Raw genomic sequence first — 20,203 nt, 5'->3', positions numbered from 1 at the left:
TGTATATTTGCCAGTGATTAAATCTTTCGAGTATCAAGGTTATAGCCATCGCTAGAGCAGCATAACGCTGCGATCTGTAACGGTAGTTTTGCTAACGACAACAGATAAAAAGGCGAGAGACATAATAATTAGAACGAGGAAGATTCCGTGACATCGATATATAAAAAAAGCATCATTGCAGCTGCATTATCGCTAGCTTTAACTCCGACATTAAGTGCTAATGTTATTGATACTCGAGGTTTAGATACCGACAGTGGCCAACGCACTAATCAGCCTTCTCCAATCAAACAGCGTCATATTGAAAACCTGTATATGGTGTTACTTGATGATCAGCCTTTGGCAACGTATCACGGTGATCAAGGCAACCTTAAAGCAACCAGTATTTTATCTAATCCAAGTAATAAGGCGGCTAAAAGCGGCACCTTAGACGTTAACAGTGCAGTTAGTCAGCAATATGTTCAATACCTTAGTAGTCAGCGCAGTAAGACGCTAGCTCAAGCTAAATCTCGATTAAGTCGTCAGTTAACTATCCACGCTGACTATCACATTGCATTAAATGGCTTTAGTACTGAATTATCAGAAAAAGAAGCGCAAATGCTGGCCTCTGTTGCGGGTGTAAAAAGCGTTCAAAAAGTCGAACTGCGTCATCTTAATACCGATTCAGGCCCAAAGCATATCCAAGCACCAAGTGCTTGGGATGGCTCTGCAACGGGCGTAGGTAGTATGGGGGAAGGTGTCATCGTCGCAATCATGGACACCGGAATTAACCATACAAGTGCCTCTTTTGCTGATATTGGTGGCGACGGTTATGACCACGTGAATCCGCTCGGCGAGGGCACTTACTTAGGTCATTGTAGCGATTCTGAATTAGCTCATTACTGTAATGACAAACTGATTGGTATTTGGGCGCATGAAGCTATTTTAGATGATTACACCCCAGAAGGTGATGATCGAATTGGTATTGACCATAATGGTCATGGCTCTCATGTTGCTTCAACCACAGCAGGTAACATCGTTAAAGATGTGACGGTTTACAACGCTGTAGGCGACGAAGCTGAGTTCAGTTTTGGTCAAATCAGTGGTGTTGCTCCTCATGCCAATATTGTGTCTTATCAAGTGTGTGCCGCTGATGCTGGTTGTTGGACTGATGTGACAGCTTTAGCTGTTGAACATGCTATCGCCAACGGCGTGCAAGTGATTAACTACTCAGTGGGAGGTGGTGCAAGTGACCCTTGGAGTGACACTGACGCGCTGGCCTTTCTTGCTGCACGCGAAGCAGGTATTCATGTTGCCGTTGCTGCAGGTAACGATGGTCCAGGCGCCGAAACAGTCGGTTCACCAGGAAATGCACCTTGGTTAACCACGGTGGCAGCTTATACACATGATCGCAGCTTCACAGACAAGGAAGTCACCTTTACTGGCGGCGATTATGATCTTGATATGCTCACAGGTAAAGGGGCGACAAGCGGTATTACAGGTGAGATTGTTAGCGCTGCAGATTTTGGCCAAGCTGGATGCTTAGACCCATTTGAAGCAGATACTTTCACAGGCAAAATTGTGGTTTGTGATCGTGGTGATATTGCTCGAGTTGCTAAAGGCAGCAATGTGCTTGCTGGTGGTGCAATAGGGCTTGTTTTAATCAACACGGATGGCGGGGATGAAACCGTTGATGCAGATTTACATGTGCTACCAGCAGTGCATTTAGACGCCACTCAAGGTGCAATGTTGACTGATTGGTTAGCATCTGGTTCTGATCATACTGCAAGTTTTAATGCCTCTGTACTAGAAAGCGATCCTGCTAAGGCAGATATTGCCGCTTCATTTACGTCTCGAGGCCCCGAGTCGATAATGAACCGTTGGTTAACGCCGCACATCTCAGCTCCAGGGGTAGAAATCTATGGTGCCAATACCGAATATCAACCTTGGCGATCTGACGTAGATAAATCTGAATCACCAACTACCTTTATGAGCGGTACCTCGATGGCGAGTCCGCATATTGCTGGCGCTTACACTTTAATTGCAGCTTTAAAACCTGAGTGGTCACCAGCAGAGGCGCAATCAGCATTAATGCTCAGTGCTGAAACTGATACTTTAATGGATGATGGCGTAACACCATCTAGTTTGTTTACCGGTGGCGCAGGTAGCGCTCGAATTGCCAGTGCGCTTAACGCTGGTTTAGTCATGGACGTGACATATGACGAATATGTTAATGCTAATCCAAATCTTGAGGGTACTCCTGAAAACATGAACTTACCTTCTGCATTGATGAATGAATGCATGATGGAGTGTTCTTGGACTCGCACGTTCACAGCGACAGCTGCTTCAACTTGGACTGTAAGTGATATGACCGATACCACAGGGTTATCGATCACAGCTTCACCATCTAGCTTTACCTTGAGTGCAGGCGAAAGTATCAGTTTAGATATCACTGCAGCGATTAGCGAAGGCTTTAGTTCTGAGTATGGCATGGGTTATCTAGTGTTAACGCCAGAGAACGCTGCGTTGACTACATCAAAGATGCCTGTCGTGGGAACTTTTGTTGCAGGTAGCTTTCCTGATGATGTGATGTTAACTACAGGACAAGACCGTGGGAGTGCTGACATTGAAGGCATAACCACAGTGGGTTCTAGTGATATCCAGATAGGGGTGTTTGAGCTCGCTGAAGTCGAAGTGATTGAAACTACAATCCCACGTGATGATAGCGATACCGCATCTTGGCCAACAAATGTGTATAACGACAGCAGTAAATTCTACTCTCGTTTAATTAATGTGACGCCAAATACCAAGCGTATAATTGCAAGAGTGAAGCATACAACATCACCTGATTTAGATTTGTACATCGGTCGAGATGACAACTATAACGGTCAGCCTGATAACGCAATGGAAATGGATCCATTAACATGTATGAGTGCGACGGAAACAGCTTATGAATCATGTGAGATCAATGACCCTCAAGCTGGTTCTTATTATATCACTGTGCATAACTATGGTGATACTTCAGCACCATCGGATATAGAAGATGATCTCACGTTTGAATTGGCGATTATCGGCAAGGATGATGAAAGTATCACAGTAGACTTTAAGTCAGCAGTGGCCGGAAACGAAGACATTGATTTAGTATTGAACTGGGATAAACAGCTTAAATCGGACACTTTATACACCACAGTGCTTGAAATCGGCACTGGCGCAGATGCTAAAGATAATGTGGGGTTAATGCCTATCGAGCTTTATCGCAGTGCTACTTACGCGCAAAGCAGTGTGGATGTTGAAGCTATTGATACTGGCGATATGGTCACCCTGTCAATTGTACTGGCTGATAATGACACCGATGAAGAAAGAACTATAACCGTGTCGACTTCAATCCCTGTAGGGTTAACTATCGACAGTGATAGTCATCAAGGTGTACTAGAAGCAGATACCGTAACGTGGGAAATGGTGCAAGCAGCTAATGAAATTGGGCAAACTATTGTGCTAGCAATGGATACTCAAAATTTAGTTATGTCGCAATCTCTTAATTTCAGTGTATCTCATACTTTAGGTGATATGAGTAATACCGAGTCGTTAACACCTGTAATGTTGGAAGGTATTCCAGTCGCATTAATCAACGGTGAGCCGTCAGTTGCAATAACTGCTGATGAAGCAACGACTGTAACACTTTCTGCAGCAGCAAGTACTGCACCGAATATGGATGATGAGCTTAGCTACTCTTGGGTACAAGTATCGGGTCCAGTGGTGACATTTGCTGATGATACTGCGCAAACCACAGAGCTGACTCTACCAGCTGTAGATGCCGATGGTTCAGCTGTGATTGAGCTGACTGTTAGTAATGGAACTAAAACGGCAGTGGCAGCAACAGCATCAATCGCAGTTGTCGCTGAATATATTGCACCAGCGCCTGAGCCAAAGTCTGATTCGAGTGGTGGAGCTATGGGCGTATTAGTCTTATTGGCTGGCTTACTTGGCTTTAGACGTCGTAAATAACATTTATTTATAGTGTGTTCCCAATTGCCGCATTAATTCTTTGATGCGGCTTTTTTATGGAATATTTAAATATATTACTAAGGAGAACGAATACAATTTGTAAGATTAGCTCGTAACTTTTGTGAGGTTGGTCATTATTTACTTCATTTGAATACATTATTATTGATTGAATTCGTAATAACTATAATGCACTCAATAATAAGAATATGTTTCTATGAAATTACGTAATAAATTTAATTTACTGCTTGTTCCTACAGTCGTTTTTGGCTTTTTTGTGCTGGCGTCTTTTACCATTTTTTTAAGCCTAGGGACGATGAAGTCAACTTCAGAAAATACCGTCAGTGGTAACAGTGCATTGCTTGAAAAAAACATTATAAGCTGGATAAGTTATAACCAAAAAATTATTGAATCACTGGCAAAAAGTCCTTTTGTGTTACATGAGCTAACGGGTCAACAAGAGGGTAATAATCAGCTTTCAGCACACTTTTTAGCGTTAGCACAGCAATTTGAATTTCGTAATTTAGCTTTGTTAGATCAACAAGGCATAGCCATCGCAGCAAGCAACCAACAAAGAATAGGGAAAAATTATCAGCAACTGGATTATGTAAAACAGGCAATGGGCAGTCGCTATATTGTGGTATCTGACCCTAGAGTGAGTCGAGTCGATGGCAAACTATTGGTGACCATTGCGCAGCAAGTAAATGGTTTAGGGGTGATATTTGCCAGTGTGCCATTAGACGGTTTTTATCAAAAACATGTCGATGTCAGCCAATTTGATGAGCATAGCTATGCATTTATTTTATCAGCACAATGTGAACTGATTGCACATTCATCAATTGGATTGGGTATAGATCATAGTAAAGTTGATCGTGCATCCCATGCGCCTATTTGTATGCAAAAAAATGGATTGATTGAATTTAGTGAGAACGGTAATGAGTACTTAGGATTTATCAGGCAGCAAGCAGATACCGGCTGGATTGTTGTCAGTGCGACTAACAAAAAAGTGATGCAAACGAGCCAGTCCCAGTTAATCACAATTAGTAGCGTGGTCGCGCTACTGTCACTTTCGGTTGTGGTATTAATCATTGTGCTGTTAGTTAACGCAATAACCAAGGGGTTAAGTACTATAGTGACGGCGGTGGATGACCTTTCTGTTGGCGATATACAACTTACCCATTTAAACCAAGATAAATGGCAGTCAATATTAAAACGGCAGGATGAATTGGGGCAGATGAGTCAGTCAATGCTATCCCTCATTACCATGCAGCAAAAACAAGTCATTGCGGCTGAAACCATTGCAGCAGGTGACCTTACCTGTATCCCTTATGTGGCAAGCGAGCGAGATTTACTTGGTCATGCTCTAGTGGAGATGGTTAATAATCTCACCGTTTTAGCTACGTCAGTTCAGAGTAATGTTCAGGAAATCATTACAGCAACAACGGGGTTAAATAGTAACAGTCATAGCTTAGCTGACAGTGCCTCTGAACAACTGGCTTCGGTGAGTTCGATTAGTGCAGCGCTTCAAGAAATTGATAGTCAGATTCAAGTGACAGCTTCAGCATCTGATGACATGAATATTAAAGGGCAGTCAGCCTATCAAGAAGCAAAAGCGGGTAATGAGAGAATGCAGGCTTTGACGATATCTTTACAAGAAATTCAAATTTCAGGTGAGCAAATCGCTAATATCATGCGTGAAATTACTCAGATTGCCGAGCAAACGAACTTAATTGCGTTAAATGCGGCAATTGAAGCCGCCCGAGCTGGAGAATTTGGCCGTGGTTTTTCTGTGGTTGCAGATGAAGTGCGAAATTTAGCAAGTAGAAGCGCAGAAGCTGCAGCTAAAACTGTAAAACTGACACAGCTATCATTAGTGAAAATGACTGAAGGCAATATGATTGCAGAGCAAACGGCGACATCCTTCCATGAGATTGTTGAACATATGAGTTTCTCTGCCGAACAGCAGCATTTTATTGCTCAGGCAAATAGAGAGCAAGCTCTAGCTACATCAGAATTAACCGAGGGCTTAGCAATCATAGATGAAGTAGGACAGTATGTGGGGACTATTGCCCATGAAGTTGCTGAACAATGTCAGGGACTGTCATGTTTGAGTTCCCACCTTAAGTCAGCGAGTGATAAATTCACGATAAACTGATGTGTAAATCTGTGAGTGAATACTGATGTTTGACTGTCGCAACATTCTCTCTAGTTCACCTATTAAGTCAGCTGAATTTAATAGGAGGCTTTGGTTAGCTGAACTGGGGCTGTCTGTCTTTAAAAATTAATTGGTCAATATATCCTTTTGATGGTTATAGTTATTATTAAGTCTTATGACTGATTTGCTTCACTTCACAACTAATAATCACAAATAAAGGTATATGGCATGCGATTAAATAACACCTTGAAAACATTGATTACAGCTGGTTTCATCTTATTAATTGCGGGTTGCAGTGCATCTGAAGCAGCCAAGCAAAAAGCAGCGCTTTATCAATTTGATGAGTTAACTGAAGTGACGACCATTGATAATTTCCGTATGGATGGTTGGCGCACTATGGATAATCGCACTGTGTTTGTGGATAGCCGTCCTCGCGAGACTTACCTGCTAGTGCTCAATGGTGTTGATAGTAATTTAAAGTTTGCTAAAGCGTTATTGGTGTCTTCAAGAATGGGCAAAGTCACAGTGGGATTTGACTCGGTAGCGACAGACGAAAACCCAAAGCTAAGAACCCAGATTAAGAAGATTTATCGTATTGAAAGTAAAGAACAAGAGCAGCAAGTTCGTCAGAAAATTGAGTCGTTTTCAGGCAAAGAGTAATCAATAAAGCCGTTATTTAAACCCAAAAGTCATACCGCTAACAGTTGAGCGTTAAAGTCTAATGATAAATTAGCGGCATGGCTAGAAGCGGTTTTTTACCTGAAAACGCCATTCCCAGTCATCGACATTTTCTCCATTGGTAAAAGGTACGGCTAAATCAATATGACCGACACTGCCATAGCTTGATTTTGACGAGTAAACTCGCGCGCCAATGCCAATACTGCCGATGGGAGAGTTGACTTCATTATTATCGTCAGGCCCACCAAAAGCTTGCCCCACATCCACAAAGGTCGCCCACCCCAACTCTGCTAACTGGTATAAATTAATGTTGGGGTAATAGCGCACTTCACCTGTCACCAGCCATTGATTATCACCATATTGATAATCATTTGGGTAACCGCGCACACCTGTTTCATCACCTAATGCAAAAGGTTTATCGAGGTAGTTATTTTTAGAGGCCGCGAGACGGGTTTTGGCATATGCAGCCCACTTGGGGTGAATTTTATAAAAGTACTCAGCTTGAGCGCTAACATTATAAAAATCCTTTTGGGTAGTATTAAAGCTGGCTTGGCCTACAAAGTTAAACAAGATTAAGTTGTCACCTTGTTGATAGCCTCGACTGGTGCTCAAATTAAGGTGATAACCTAGCTCACTGCCTTCAGCAACGTCATTGGTTTCAAAGCCGACTCTGCCGTAATGACGCCAACCTAAATTGAAGTCTTCATTATTGTTGATCAGGTGAATATTGGTAAAAACTTTGTAGTCGTCTTGCAGGTATTCAAAACCGATCCACGGATAGATAAAATCTCTATCTTGAGGTAGCGGGCTGTCAGGAAAGGTTTCGCTTGGTCCAAATTGATGTTTATCCTGGGTAATACCGAGTGTTACTCTTGAAAGATCAGCGTCTGTTTTATCTAATAACCAACCAAAAGACAGGGCTGCATAATCAACGTTATGTTCGAATTCATTAACGTCCTCACCATTTTGTCTCAAAGTATCAATACGTTGATCAGTTAAGTACTCTGCAAAATACTGATCTTTAGTGTCCAGTGAGTAAAACGGTTTGTTGAAATAAAGGTGGGTCGCTTGCCCGTCACTGTTATCGTAGATGTTGGCCGAAACCGTGGCGTGTTGAATAATTTTAAGGGGCGCGGTAATGCCAAATTTATAGCCCGTTCTGTCAGCATTAGACTGGTATTTTAGGCGTGTTTTTATTCCTAAACCCATCAGATTATCTTCTTTAATCCCTACTGAGTATTTAGTTTCGCCGCCACTGGAACTTAAACTAAACGTCGGCAGTAATGACCAGTTATCCCAGGTTTCGACCACCACTGTTTGTTCATTGGTATCTGAGTCAGGGGCTTTTTGTGACGCGTAAATTTTAGCGTCTCGTAAGTAGGGTTCTGCGCGCAAAAGTCGTTGTGATTCAGCAAAGGTTTTTTGGGTGACAGCATCCCCTTCTGCAAAAGTAAGCTTGTCTAGAATGGTGGGTTCAGTGGTATTGATATGGAGGAAATTAGCCCAGTGATGAATGAAAAAGGCATCAGGGTCGCTTTCATCAAAAATAGCATTACTGACCACCACAATATTATCAACGGTCATGGGACCTTGATTATCTGTGGTCGTCGGTGTCAATATTTCGGTTGATTCGATTGTACTGACAACCACTTTATTTGCCGCTGGTTGTTGTTTGCTGGGCACTTCTGCCTGAGCAATCGAAGGAAATATAACTGTGACGACGAAAATGATTACCATAGCGCAAATGGTCATATTCATCGTTCCTATTTGCTAGTGCTCTAACTAGTGTTCTTATTAGGTTTTTGTTAGTTCTATTATTATTTCTGCAATTAGACCTTGTATTAGATACTTATCAATTCGCTTTATATTCGATACGTTAATTAAGCTTATTTGGATTTAATTCATCAAGGCTATATTAGCTAAAAGTGTTTTTAAGCTGTTGAGTCAATAGCGATTTATCTTGTAGCGTTTTGTTTGCTTTGATTGATTTAAGTATGGCGCTAATTTTAAAAAACGGCAGGATATTTTATTAAAAAACCAATAATGATTGTTGTCGCGCATAAAAAAGGAGCCTTAGGCTCCTTTTTTATTGAAAGATTTAATCGCTCGTTGAGTTATAGGCTTCTTCGTGGTGGCACAATAACGTTGGCAAAAATCAGTCCTGCAATCAGTGACATGAAAATCAAGAATACTTGGGTACCTAAATGAGCTTGATTGAGCATCGTTTCACCCGAAATCATCGCATTTAATCCAATGTAGGTTTTACTTCCCGGTACCAAGATAACAATACCTTGTAGCAGGGCAATAGATACAGGGGCTTTCATCCACCGAGCATAGAGGTTTGAATATATACCTACGGCCAATGCACCGACGAAAATACCAATCGACTCTCCTAAATAAAGGCCGCCAAGCATAGCGGAGAAATACGCCACAATGCCTGCGCAAATTCCCCAAGGTGAATCTTTGATACGTGCTTTAAAGATGATAACGAGTGCCATTGAAAGCAGAGGCACCGCAGCCCAAGAGGCGTAACGAGGTAAAGCATCTGGCTCAATATATACTGACTCACCAAACATCACTTTACCCAGTGTCATCCCAAGTACTGCGCCAAAATACAACTTAAATAACAGCATTATCGCATCCATGATGCGCGCGGTGCCGGATATTAAATCTCGCGCAGCCAGTTCAGCAAGGCCAAGGGTTAGTGCTAAACCCGGCACAAAGATAATGATGCCCGATAAAATCACCACCGGGATATTAATACTGGGGTCAATGCCTGCAGCAATGCCACAGGTTAAAATGGCGCAAACCACTGCAGCTAACGGCTCGAGCATTTCTGCTACTCGCTTAGATTTTTCAGCCCAAAAAACTAGACCGTAAACTAATAAACCTAACATGCCAGACCAAAAAACATCGTTCCAGCTGGTGTCCATTAGCATGGCAAAAGCGCCAGCACTGATGCCAAATGACATTAAGGTTAAACCGTGACCATAAGGGTTAGGCTTGTTGGCTATTTCTTCTAATCGTTCTAGGGATTCTGCTAGGGTACGTTGGCCTGTGCTGAGCTCTTCAACCAAATCAAAGGTGCGGGCAAGAGAGCCTAAATCTAAGTCGCCAGGTTTAACGCGGGCAACATGATTGTATTCTTGTTCAGTATCGTGCTGGAGCACAAAGGTCATCGAAGTGGGTGAAATCAAAAAATACCCTTCGATTCCAAGAGTAGATGACACCGTTTGCAGGTGCGACTCTAGTCGATATGCAGGGGTTCCAAATTTATGCAGGGCTTTGCCTAATCTTATGATAAATCTGCGTTTTTCAATGAAGCTGGAATCGTTCATTAGGCGTGTATCACTCTAGTCTATTTGGGTAGTGGTTCATTGGCGCGAATAGTAACCGAAATGGGGTTGGCTGAATACCTTCAATTCATCAAATTTATGTTAAAAATGTGATAATTCCATTTTGATGTAATGTGTATAGAATGAATACTCCATTGTAGTCAATTTATGGCTTACTGCAGAAAATAACAATAAGGAAATGCAACACATGTCATTGATGATTTCAGGATTTTACGCCAGCTTAACCGCGCTACTTGCGATAGGTTTATCTATTCGAGTCATAAAGCAGCGTCGAATCAATAAAGTTGGTATTGGGACTGGTGGAAATTCTGATTTAGCCCTCGCAAAACGAGTCCATGAGAATTTACTTGAAAATGCACCCATGGCGCTGATTTTATTTATGCTGGCTGAATTTAATGGCTTATCACCTGCAATATTGCATTGCTTTGGCACCATTTGGATAGTTGCTAGGTTATTGCACGCAATTGGGCTGACTGTGGGCAAGGGCGGAATACATTTTGGCCGTAAATGGGGTGTGTTACTGACTTGGTTAGTGGTCATCGGCTTAGCGGTTGTTAATATTGGCTTTTTTATTGGTTTATAAACTTATAGCCAAAAGTAATAAGTAAAGTCATTGTTTTTAATAAGGTTATAAGGCGAATTAAATACCTTAAAAATCTTATTTTGCTGTTTTTTTAGTCACACTTAGTGTGGTGTAACTGCTATACTCCGCCTCCATAAAAAAGTTGGGTGAGTTGGACTAAACTTTATGTAGTTCAATTCACCATAATGATGATGTTTATTGTAGGCAAATCTCATGCAAGTTGAATCCACGTTATTTAATTACCCAAGATACTGGGCCGAATGCTATGGCACGGCACCGTTTCTTCCTATGTCTCGCAAGGAGATGGATCAACTTGGTTGGGATAGCTGCGATATTATTATCGTCAGTGGTGATGCTTACGTGGATCATCCAAGTTTTGGTATGGCAGTCATCGGTCGTATGCTTGAAGCGCAAGGGTTTCGAGTGGGGATCATTTGTCAGCCTGATTGGTCAAATAAAAATGACTTCATGAAGCTCGGTCGCCCGAATTTATTTTTTGGGGTGACAGCCGGCAACATGGATTCGATGATCAACCGCTACACCGCAGATCGCCGTATTCGTAGTGATGATGCTTACACACCAAATGATGAAGGTGGTAAACGCCCAGATCGCGCTGTGACGGTTTATACCCAGCGCTGTAAAGAAGCCTTTAAAGAAGTGCCAGTCGTCATTGGTGGTATTGAGGCAAGCTTACGTCGTATCGCTCATTATGATTATTGGTCTGATAAAGTGCGTCGCAGTGTTATTTTTGATGCCAAAGCCGATATCTTAATTTACGGTAATGCAGAGCGTCCGCTGGTGGAAGTGGCACATCGTATTGCTAACGGTGAGAAAATGACTGACTTGCACGATATTCGTGGTACAGCCGTCATTCGTCATGAGCCTTTGCCGGGTTGGAAAGGCATGGATTCTCGTAAGCTCGACCAACTTCATAAAATCGATCCTATCCCCAACCCTTATGGGGCTGATGATGTTGGCTGTGAAAAGTTGTCAGGGCCAACCGATAAAAAGATTTTTGATAATGATGCACCTAAAGCGATTAGTGTGCAGCCTGCTAGACCTAAGCCATGGGAAAAAACCTATGTGCTGCTCCCAGCTTATGAAAAAGTGGCTGAGGATAAATTCTTATATGCCCATGCTTCACGTATTTTGCATCAAGAGCAAAATCCGGGTTGTGCCCGTGCGTTATTTCAAGCTCAAGGCAACCGCTCGGTGTGGGTAAACCCGCCAGCATGGCCATTAAATACTGATGAAATGGATGCAGTATTCGATTTACCGTATCAGCGTGTGCCACATCCAAGCTACGGTAAAGCAGTCATTCCAGCTTACGACATGATTAAAACCTCGATTAATATCATGCGTGGATGTTTTGGTGGTTGTTCGTTCTGTTCTATTACCGAACATGAAGGGCGAATTATTCAGAGTCGTTCACAAGAATCAATCATCAAAGAAATTAAAGATATTCAAGAAAAAGTACCAGGCTTTACTGGGGTGATTTCAGATCTTGGCGGCCCAACAGCCAACATGTATCGTTTAGGTTGTACCAGTGTAAAAGCGGAAACCACGTGTCGTCGTTTATCTTGTGTTTATCCAAGTATCTGTGGCCATTTGGGGACAGACCATAAGCACACCATTGATTTATACCGTGCAGCACGTGACGTACCGGGCATTAAAAAAGTATTGATTGCCTCTGGTGTACGTTATGACTTAGCCACTGAAGATCCACGCTATGTTAAAGAGCTGGCTAAGCATCATGTAGGCGGCTATTTAAAAATTGCCCCAGAGCATACCGAAGATGGCCCACTCAGTAAGATGATGAAGCCGGGTATGGGCAGTTATCATAAATTCAAAGAGTTATTTGATTTTTACTCGAAAGAAGCGGGTAAAAAGCAATACCTGATCCCGTACTTTATCTCGGCACATCCGGGCACGACTGATGAAGATATGTTGAATTTGGCATTGTGGCTAAAGTCAGAGAAATTCAAACTGGATCAAGTACAAAACTTCTATCCATCGCCAATGGCGAATGCCACTACGATTTACCACACTGAACTGAACTCGTTGAAAAATGTAAAACACACCAGTGAAGAAGTTACCGTACCTAAAAAAGGTCGTCAGCGCCGTTTACACAAAGCATTGCTGCGTTACCATGACCCAGCAGGTTGGCCGCTTATTCGTGAAGCGCTGGTTGCTATGGGCAAAGAACACTTAATTGGTAATGGTGCGCAGCACATCGTGCCGCCAGAGTCGCGCAACGAGCGTCAAGGTTATCGAAACGGTAAGGGGGGCGGTAAGAATGATGGCAGTAAAAAAGCTTTCACTCGTTTCTCGGGTAACCAGTTCGATGATAGAAAATCCTCGGGTAAGAAACCGACCACTGCCAATAAAGCTAAGGCAGCCGCTGAAGGTAATGGCGCTGGTAATGCTGGTGGAAAAAGTAAACCTGCAGGTAATGGCAAAGCGTCGAATAGCAATGGTTCTGGTAAATCTAAAATTGGTTGGTCGCAAAATAAAAAGCCATTTGGAGCTAAAACTTCTGGTAATTCAAACAATAAGCAAGGTAAACGTCCTGCTAAGGCAAAATAATACCAGTTTATTCGCACTTATTTTTTGCTTAAGTTAACCGAAATACGCTTTAATAAAAAACCGCCTTTATAGGCGGTTTTTTTTCAGGTTAAATTAAACAATCACTGTTACTGTGGTTTGTTAGTAAAAGTTAATTGATCGATACCAAAAGGAATAATAATGAAAAAAATATTGGTCGCTGGTGTAATCAGCAGCATGGCGCCAGCTATTGCAATGGCACATGCCCCTCAAGAAAACCCGCAACATCAATATTTTGATGCTATCGCAGCTTATTGCGGTAAAGCTTTTGCAGGTAAAGTCACTGCTGGCAATGAAGCAGATTCAGCATTCAGCAATAAAGCATTAGTGATGCATGTGCGTGAATGTAGCGACACAGAGCTTAAAGTTCCTTTCCATGTAGGTGATGACCATTCACGTACTTGGGTGATTACCAAAACAGAAACAGGCTTGCGTCTAAAGCATGATCATCGTCATGAAGATGGCACTGAAGATAAAGTCACTATGTATGGCGGCGATACTGCTGACATGGGCACCGCCACTCAGCAATCATTTCCAGTCGACCAAGAGTCTATTGATAACTTTAATGAAAACGGCTTAACGGCGTCAGTAACTAACGTGTGGCACATGTATATTGAACCAAACGTATTCACTTATCGCTTAACCCGTGAAAATCGTGACTTTAGAGTCGACTTTGATTTAACTAAACCAGTGGCACTGCCGCCAACGCCTTGGGGTCATGAATAATGTCACTGAAAGCATACATTGACATAAGATAACCATAGTCTGACAAATTTAACAAAACCTCGAGCAACACCAGTACACTAAATGTACTGGTGTTGCTCGAGGTTTTTGTACATGTATATAAGGAATTTACGTAAGCCTTCGCCCAATAAAAACGTTTTTAAATTCGCGAGTGCAAAAGTGAGCGAAACAATAATGTGTGAAAGCACGTTGGAGTTCGACGCATGTTTTCATCATGAATATAATGAAACAATTGCGACTTTTGGCAGTCAACCAAAAAAATACATAGACACCCATAGTTAATGGCATCAATCGTGAATTCCTACTAAGCTTGATTTGAGCATTAAACAAGGAGGTTATGATGCCGCGCCCTCGTAGAAGCCAAATTAGCCTTGAAGACACCCCTTATTATCATTGCTGTAGCCTTGTGGTTCGCCGCGCTTTCTTAAAAAATACGTAGACACCCATAGTTAATGGCATCAGTCGTGACTTCCTACTAGGCTTGATTTGAGCATTAAACAAGGAGGTTATGATGCCGCGCCCTCGTAGAAGCCAAATTAGCCTTGAAGACACCCCTTATTATCATTGCTGTAGCCGCGTGGTTCGCCGCGCCTTCTTATGTGGTGATGATAAATACACAGGTAACAACTATGACCACTGACGAGGATGGATTGAATCACTCATTCTTGAACTGACGGATGTGTTTGCCATTGTTGGTCAAGGACATGTCGATAGACCTATTTACAAGTGAATGTGCAACCCATTGCGGTCGAGTTTCACGGTGCTCCACGAATGTAAGGCAATCAAACTGGCAAAGTAGCGCTTCAAATCATCGGTTGAAAGGTTATTAGGACATGCATCGAAATAAGCACTAATGCGCCTGACAGCGTAGCTTCGTTCAACAAGAGCATTAATGATAAATCACAATCAATACGAATTATCGTACAGCTTATTATCTGCATATTAGTTCTGAACTGTAATCTCATTACATCACCTATTGGTAATGCCTATATTTAAATTGGTAATGATCAGGCTTGCAAATTGGTAATACATTTTGGCCGCTGACTAACTTTGTTCTGTTATTTGGTAATGTTGCCATATTCATTGGTAGTGAATATAAAAACTATTCAACAAAAATAGCTCGTTATTTTCGTAAGCTATTGTTTATTTTGCTTCTTTTTGTTGTGTAGAGAATGTGTCAAGCCAATGCGTTAGTCTTTTTTATACTCTGATTACTACCAATTTTGGTTTTTGGTAATACTTTAGGTTCTATTTTGGTTGACAATGATGTGTTGTGATGGTTATATTTTGTTTAATATAAAGTTACAGTTGTGAGTAAATTGTTAACCATGCAGCTGTATTGGGTAAGTTATGTATGATTCTATGGGTAGCAATTAATCATAGCTCTTTGATCATATACAACAAAGAGTTCTGCTTCTTTTTACAACGAAATTAGATAATTTTTGGTGTTAATTAGAAGCAAAGATTTACCTATTTTTATTACGTTTTTCAGGGGTCGTTAAGTTCATGTGTAGGTGCGCCACTATATGCTGCACATATACAACAAAGAGAGCGTAAATTATAAAGGATTTCAATATCAACACGCATAAATCTTACCGACATTTTCAAAAGAAAATGTGTGACGTTTTCGCTGTGCTATTTTTTGCTTTAGCTGTTTTTAGCGCATCACTCAATGCTCAGGAAATTGAGGGGAATACGCTTATTCCTAAGTCACACACTAGCCTTGCTGAAGGTGTTTTACTGGGGGATTTGTCAAAACTCGATCCGCTTAAAAAGCCAGGTGAAAACTTTGACTTACTCGATTGGTCATTAACGTTGCCAACCGATCTCAACGAAGATAAAAAAGCTGATACCGTCTATGAGAAATCATTAAGTAAAGGCTTTAACTTAAAGCCATTTTTTTATACAGCAGATGATGGTGGCTTGGTATTCGCTTGCCCAAACGTAGGTGCCAAGACCTCAAAAAATACAAAATATGCGAGAACCGAACTACGCGAAATGCTACGTAGAGGTAATAGTCGAATAAAAACGCGTGGCCTGACTAAAAATAACTGGGTTTTCAGCAATGCGCATGGTTCGGCGAAAGCTAAGTCTGGGGGAGTTGAAGGCAGTTTGGAAGGGACTTTGGCAATAAACCGAGTATCTACCACTGGTGATGAAAAAAAGGTCGGACGCGTGATCATCGGCCAAATTCATGCCACTGATGACGAACCCATCCGTTTATATTACCGAAAATTACCTGGCAACTCGAAAGGGTCTATTTATTTTGCCCATGAAATAAATGATGGTGATGATATTTGGATAAATATGATTGGCTCACGTTCACATACGTTATCAGATCCTGATGACGGCATCGCCTTAAACGAAAAGTTCTCTTATAAAATTTCCGTCGAAGATGAAGTGTTGTTCGTCACTATAATCAGGGAAGGTAAGCCTAATATTACTAAGTACTTTGATATGAAAGATAGTGGTTACAGTACTAGTAACCAGTATATGTATTTTAAAGCGGGTGTTTATAACCAAAACAATGGCGGCGCTGATGGTGATTATGTGCAAGCTACTTTCTATCATATTCATAACATGCATAAAGGGTATAAATTTTAGCGCAGTTAATACATCAATTTAAAATTCGTAACTCGTAACTACAATTATTGGTTGTATTTTTATTTAAATTAATAGGTTAAAAATTTTGTTTGGGTTTCGTTTGTTGAAATTAATATAACTCTAATTTAAATATAAGAATTTAAGGTAGTCACCTGCTTGCAATAATAAATATAAGAATTTAAGGCAGTCACCTGCTTGCAATAATAAATATAAGAATTTAATGGCAGTAACCTGCTTGCAATAATAAATATAAGAATTTAATGGCAGTAACCTGCTTGCAATAATAAATATAAGAATTTAAGGCAGTTACCTGCTTGCAATAATAAATATAAGAAGTAAATGGCAGTAACCTGCTTGCAAAAAAAATATACCAATAAATGGCATTAACATGCTTATTAAAATACTAAGGGGAAGTACGGTATGTCGACGAAGTTAAGTAAAAAAACAAAACCCATCCATAAAATAGGGAAGTTCAAGCTTTCACCTATAGCAAAATGGATGAAGCTTGCTGCATTTACTTCTGTAACCAGTTCTTTTGCATTTTCGGCAATAGCACAAGAAGCCGAAACTGAAAATCTAGATAAAGTTGATAATGATATAGAAGTTGTTGTCGTTACTGGTACACGTAAAACAATTCAAGACCAAATTTCAATAAAGCGTGAATCTACCACTGTTGTTGACGGTTTATCTGCTTCAGATATTGGTGATTTACCTGCACTTTCAATTGGTGAGGCGCTAGAAACATTAACGGGTGCATCATCTCACCGTGAAAATGGTGGTGCTACTGAAATCAGTATTCGTGGTTTAGGTCCATTCTTAAGTGCCACTAACATCAATGGCCGTGAAGCGACCAATGGTAGTGGTGACCGTTCAGTTAACTTTTCTCAGTTCCCATCAGAGTTGATGCAGAAAGTCGCTATTTATAAAACACAAGACGCTTCCATGATTGAAGGTGGGGTTGCCGGTGTTATTACTCTGGAGACACTTAAGCCTTTAGATTTTGGTAAGCAACGTTTTCAGGCTGAAGTAAAAGGTAACTACAACCCAGACCAAGCAAACGTTGACAATTCACTTCAAGGTGATTTGGGCTACCGTGGAACACTAAGTTATGTTGATCAATTTGAGTTTGATAACGGTCAAGCATTTGGTTTGAGTGTAGGTTTGCAGCGTCAAGATATTAGTCAGCCAGAAGCTGAATATAGAAGCTCAAGCCCAACGGGTTCATCTTTGTGGGCATGTTTGAATGATCCAACCGATACCAATACCGGTTTTTTCCGTAGCTCAGCGGGCGATTGTGAAGATGAAATTGTTGGCTCAAATAACCAAGGTTATAATAATGATATTGATCCAGACACAGGTCTTGCAGTAGATGATGGTAGAGAATACGCATGGACTGGCTCAAGCCGAAGCTTCCGTCAAAATGAAACATCTGATGAAAGAGACGCTTTATTCTTTGCTTTACAATACCAACCCTCAAATAAATGGGATATCAATTTTGACGCGCAAATTTCAGATCGTACCCAAGCAGAAGCGCGTCATGATTTAATTTTCTTACAAAAGCGCGTTACACCGGGTGTAACGGGACAAAATCTGATCACAAACGATGTTGGCGGTATTCTACATTGGGAAGGTGAAGAACGCATCGAGTCTGCGGGCGAGCAATTTTCGCGTGAAGAAAAATATCGTGGATATGGCTTGAACGTTGAACATTTTTTCTCTGATGATCTAAAGATTAGTCTTGACCTTGGCTATTCAAAAACCAGCCGTGAAGAACTACAAATAACAAACCGAGGAAGAACGAGCTCTCGTCCTTTCTTATCTTGGGATTTAGGTGAATATATTCCTCATTTCACAGTGACTGATTTTGATGTGACTGATATTTCCAATTTTACTGATAGCCTTCGTACTCGTATCGACAGAGAAAATGTCCGCGACAACGAAATTATGGGTGCACGCCTTGATATTGATTATATTCTAGACAGTGATTTTTTTAGTAGCGTTCAAGCTGGCGTTCGCGTTTCTGAGCTAACATTTGTTCAATTTGGTGGCACGAACGGTAATGGCTCAAGAACTACATATAATTTAGATGAATCTGCAACATCGGCCATCGATGTACTTGAAGGTTGCCAAATAGCCTTCCCTGAGACTGATTTTTTATCCAGTGTTTCTGACGGTGATATTATCACCCATGTTGACAGTTCAGGTAATGTTGTAGAAAGCGGTACAGGCGCTTCGTGGGCAACTTACAATAACGAGTGTTTCTCTCAAGCAGTAGCAGCATCAAACGGCGGCGAATTCGCATACCCAGAGGTTACATACGAGAATGCGGGTACTATTGACGTAACAGAACAAACTACCTCTGCTTACGCCATGCTTAATTACGACACTGAAATGTTTGGTAAGTATATTCGTGGTAACTTTGGTGTTCGTGTAGTGGATACTGACGTTACCTCTATTGGCTTTAGAGAAGGTTTCGACGTTGTCACTGATCCGGCGACAGGTATCGTCGAATTGGTACCAAACGGAAGTATTGAAAAAATTGAAAGTGGTGGTGACTACACTGAAGTACTACCAAGCTTTAACTTAGTCGTTGATTATGATGACAATATTCTCCTAAGGGCCGGTATTTACCGAGGTATGTCACGTGCAGATCCATCTGATCTAAGTTATAGCCGCACATTCGTAACCGATGACTCGGATGACCCTGAATCAGTTGAAGACTTGTTGGTTGGTGTTAATGGTTCAGGTAATCCTGATCTTCAACCATTAATGTCTTGGAACTATGACGTTGCTTTTGAATGGTATCCAAGCGATGACTCTATGGTAGCGCTAGGTGTTTACTACAAGCAATTCAATGGCGGTTACCAACAGCAAACACAGTTAGAGAATTTTATCGTTGACGGTGTGGAAGTTTCTTTACCTATTACTAATTCAGTCACTACTGACGAAAACAGTGACCTTTATGGTTTCGAAGCGACATTCTCGTATCGTTGGGATTTAGGCATTGGTGTGAAGTTTGGTTATAACTACGCGGACACAACCTATGAGTTTGAAGACAGTAACTACGGTAATACCTTTACTACTGATTTAGACGGTGTAACCAGTCAGCTTACCGCAGGTATTGTTCCACCTGCCTCAGTACCTGGATTTTCTGAGCATGTATTCAATGGACAGCTTTACTACCAAATAGGCGATTTTGATACAGCTCTTATCTACAAGTATCGTAGTGAATACTTCCAACCATACACTTCTAACGGCACAAGACTGCGTTATGTTGATGAGGCAGGTATTTGGGAAGCTCGTGCTGCTTACAAAATCAATCAACACCTTCGCATTAAAGTTTCAGCAATTAACTTGTTCAGTGAGCCTCGCAGTGATGACTTCTATACCCAAGGTAACTTGGGTCAAGTAAGTGATTACGGTCCTCGCCTGTTCGCAGGTGTCAGCTTTAAGTACTAGCCAAGTCTAGTACTTAAATAAAACAAGCTAAATTTGGAAAAA

10 protein-coding genes and 1 pseudogene are annotated in these 20,203 nt (G+C 41.3%); 9 read left to right on the top strand and 2 right to left on the bottom strand.

Annotated features, from left to right (window positions below):
- The first annotated feature begins 147 nt into the window (after positions 1–147).
- The 3 genes from K5Q58_RS03130 (at position 148) to K5Q58_RS03120 (ending at position 6,793) form a co-directional block, all read left to right on the top strand.
- On the top strand, positions 148–3,981 hold the full coding sequence (locus K5Q58_RS03130) for a S8 family serine peptidase (RefSeq protein ID WP_220752414.1): 3,834 nt from the start codon (positions 148–150) through the stop codon (positions 3,979–3,981).
- A 214-nt stretch (positions 3,982–4,195) separates the two neighbouring features.
- Entirely contained in the window at positions 4,196–6,133 is a 1,938-nt protein-coding gene (locus K5Q58_RS03125; protein ID WP_220752413.1) for a methyl-accepting chemotaxis protein, read from the top strand.
- 228 nt (positions 6,134–6,361) lie between these two features.
- Positions 6,362–6,793: a DUF6491 family protein gene (locus K5Q58_RS03120; protein WP_220752411.1), complete on the top strand. Its 432-nt coding sequence runs from the start codon at positions 6,362–6,364 to the stop codon at positions 6,791–6,793.
- A gap of 81 nt (positions 6,794–6,874) precedes the next feature.
- Here the strand turns inward: K5Q58_RS03120 and K5Q58_RS03115 are convergent, their stop codons facing one another.
- Positions 6,875–8,395 (bottom strand): ShlB/FhaC/HecB family hemolysin secretion/activation protein, encoded by a 1,521-nt coding sequence (locus K5Q58_RS03115; RefSeq protein ID WP_259651215.1) that lies wholly within the window; start codon positions 8,393–8,395, stop codon positions 6,875–6,877.
- Between the two features lie 530 nt (positions 8,396–8,925).
- Entirely contained in the window at positions 8,926–10,149 is a 1,224-nt protein-coding gene (locus K5Q58_RS03110) for a threonine/serine exporter ThrE family protein (protein WP_220752409.1), read from the bottom strand.
- Between the two features lie 205 nt (positions 10,150–10,354).
- On the opposite strand from K5Q58_RS03110, the gene K5Q58_RS03105 reads away from it, so the two are divergent.
- The 6 genes and pseudogenes from K5Q58_RS03105 to K5Q58_RS03075 all read left to right on the top strand — a co-directional run bounded on the left by K5Q58_RS03105 (position 10,355) and on the right by K5Q58_RS03075 (position 20,161).
- Complete coding sequence (locus K5Q58_RS03105) at positions 10,355–10,750, top strand: MAPEG family protein (protein WP_220752407.1); 396 nt, start codon at positions 10,355–10,357, stop codon at positions 10,748–10,750.
- A gap of 213 nt (positions 10,751–10,963) precedes the next feature.
- Entirely contained in the window at positions 10,964–13,336 is a 2,373-nt protein-coding gene (locus K5Q58_RS03100) for a YgiQ family radical SAM protein (RefSeq protein WP_220752405.1), read from the top strand.
- Positions 13,337–13,531: 195 nt separating this feature from the next.
- Positions 13,532–14,080 (top strand): hypothetical protein, encoded by a 549-nt coding sequence (locus K5Q58_RS03095; RefSeq protein ID WP_259651214.1) that lies wholly within the window; start codon positions 13,532–13,534, stop codon positions 14,078–14,080.
- Between the two features lie 529 nt (positions 14,081–14,609).
- Positions 14,610–14,735, top strand: a pseudogene (locus K5Q58_RS03085) (Mobile element protein); the annotation flags it as partial.
- A 977-nt stretch (positions 14,736–15,712) separates the two neighbouring features.
- A complete protein-coding gene (locus K5Q58_RS03080) occupies positions 15,713–16,702 on the top strand; it encodes a polysaccharide lyase family 7 protein (protein WP_220752403.1) in 990 nt (329 codons plus the stop codon).
- Positions 16,703–17,122: 420 nt separating this feature from the next.
- Positions 17,123–20,161, top strand: coding sequence for a TonB-dependent receptor (locus K5Q58_RS03075; protein WP_220752401.1), 3,039 nt, complete (start codon positions 17,123–17,125; stop codon positions 20,159–20,161).
- Positions 20,162–20,203: the final 42 nt, after the last annotated feature.

Source organism: Shewanella sp. KT0246 (assembly GCF_019654955.1).
GTDB classification, from domain to species: Bacteria; Pseudomonadota; Gammaproteobacteria; order Enterobacterales; family Shewanellaceae; genus Shewanella; species Shewanella goraebulensis.
The sequence above is the reverse complement of the archived record's forward strand: the minus strand, read 5'-3'. Positions and strand labels throughout refer to the sequence as shown.

Coding starts and splice junctions, on each gene's coding strand:
- K5Q58_RS03105 (WP_220752407.1), top strand. CDS start 10,355: ATGTCATTGATGATTTCAGGATTTTACGCCAGCTTAACCGCGCTACTT.
- K5Q58_RS03080 (WP_220752403.1), top strand. CDS start 15,713: ATGTGTGACGTTTTCGCTGTGCTATTTTTTGCTTTAGCTGTTTTTAGC.
- K5Q58_RS03115 (WP_259651215.1), bottom strand. CDS start 8,395: ATGACCGTTGATAATATTGTGGTGGTCAGTAATGCTATTTTTGATGAA.
- K5Q58_RS03120 (WP_220752411.1), top strand. CDS start 6,362: ATGCGATTAAATAACACCTTGAAAACATTGATTACAGCTGGTTTCATC.
- K5Q58_RS03100 (WP_220752405.1), top strand. CDS start 10,964: ATGCAAGTTGAATCCACGTTATTTAATTACCCAAGATACTGGGCCGAA.
- K5Q58_RS03075 (WP_220752401.1), top strand. CDS start 17,123: ATGTCGACGAAGTTAAGTAAAAAAACAAAACCCATCCATAAAATAGGG.
- K5Q58_RS03095 (WP_259651214.1), top strand. CDS start 13,532: ATGGCGCCAGCTATTGCAATGGCACATGCCCCTCAAGAAAACCCGCAA.
- K5Q58_RS03125 (WP_220752413.1), top strand. CDS start 4,196: ATGAAATTACGTAATAAATTTAATTTACTGCTTGTTCCTACAGTCGTT.
- K5Q58_RS03110 (WP_220752409.1), bottom strand. CDS start 10,149: ATGAACGATTCCAGCTTCATTGAAAAACGCAGATTTATCATAAGATTA.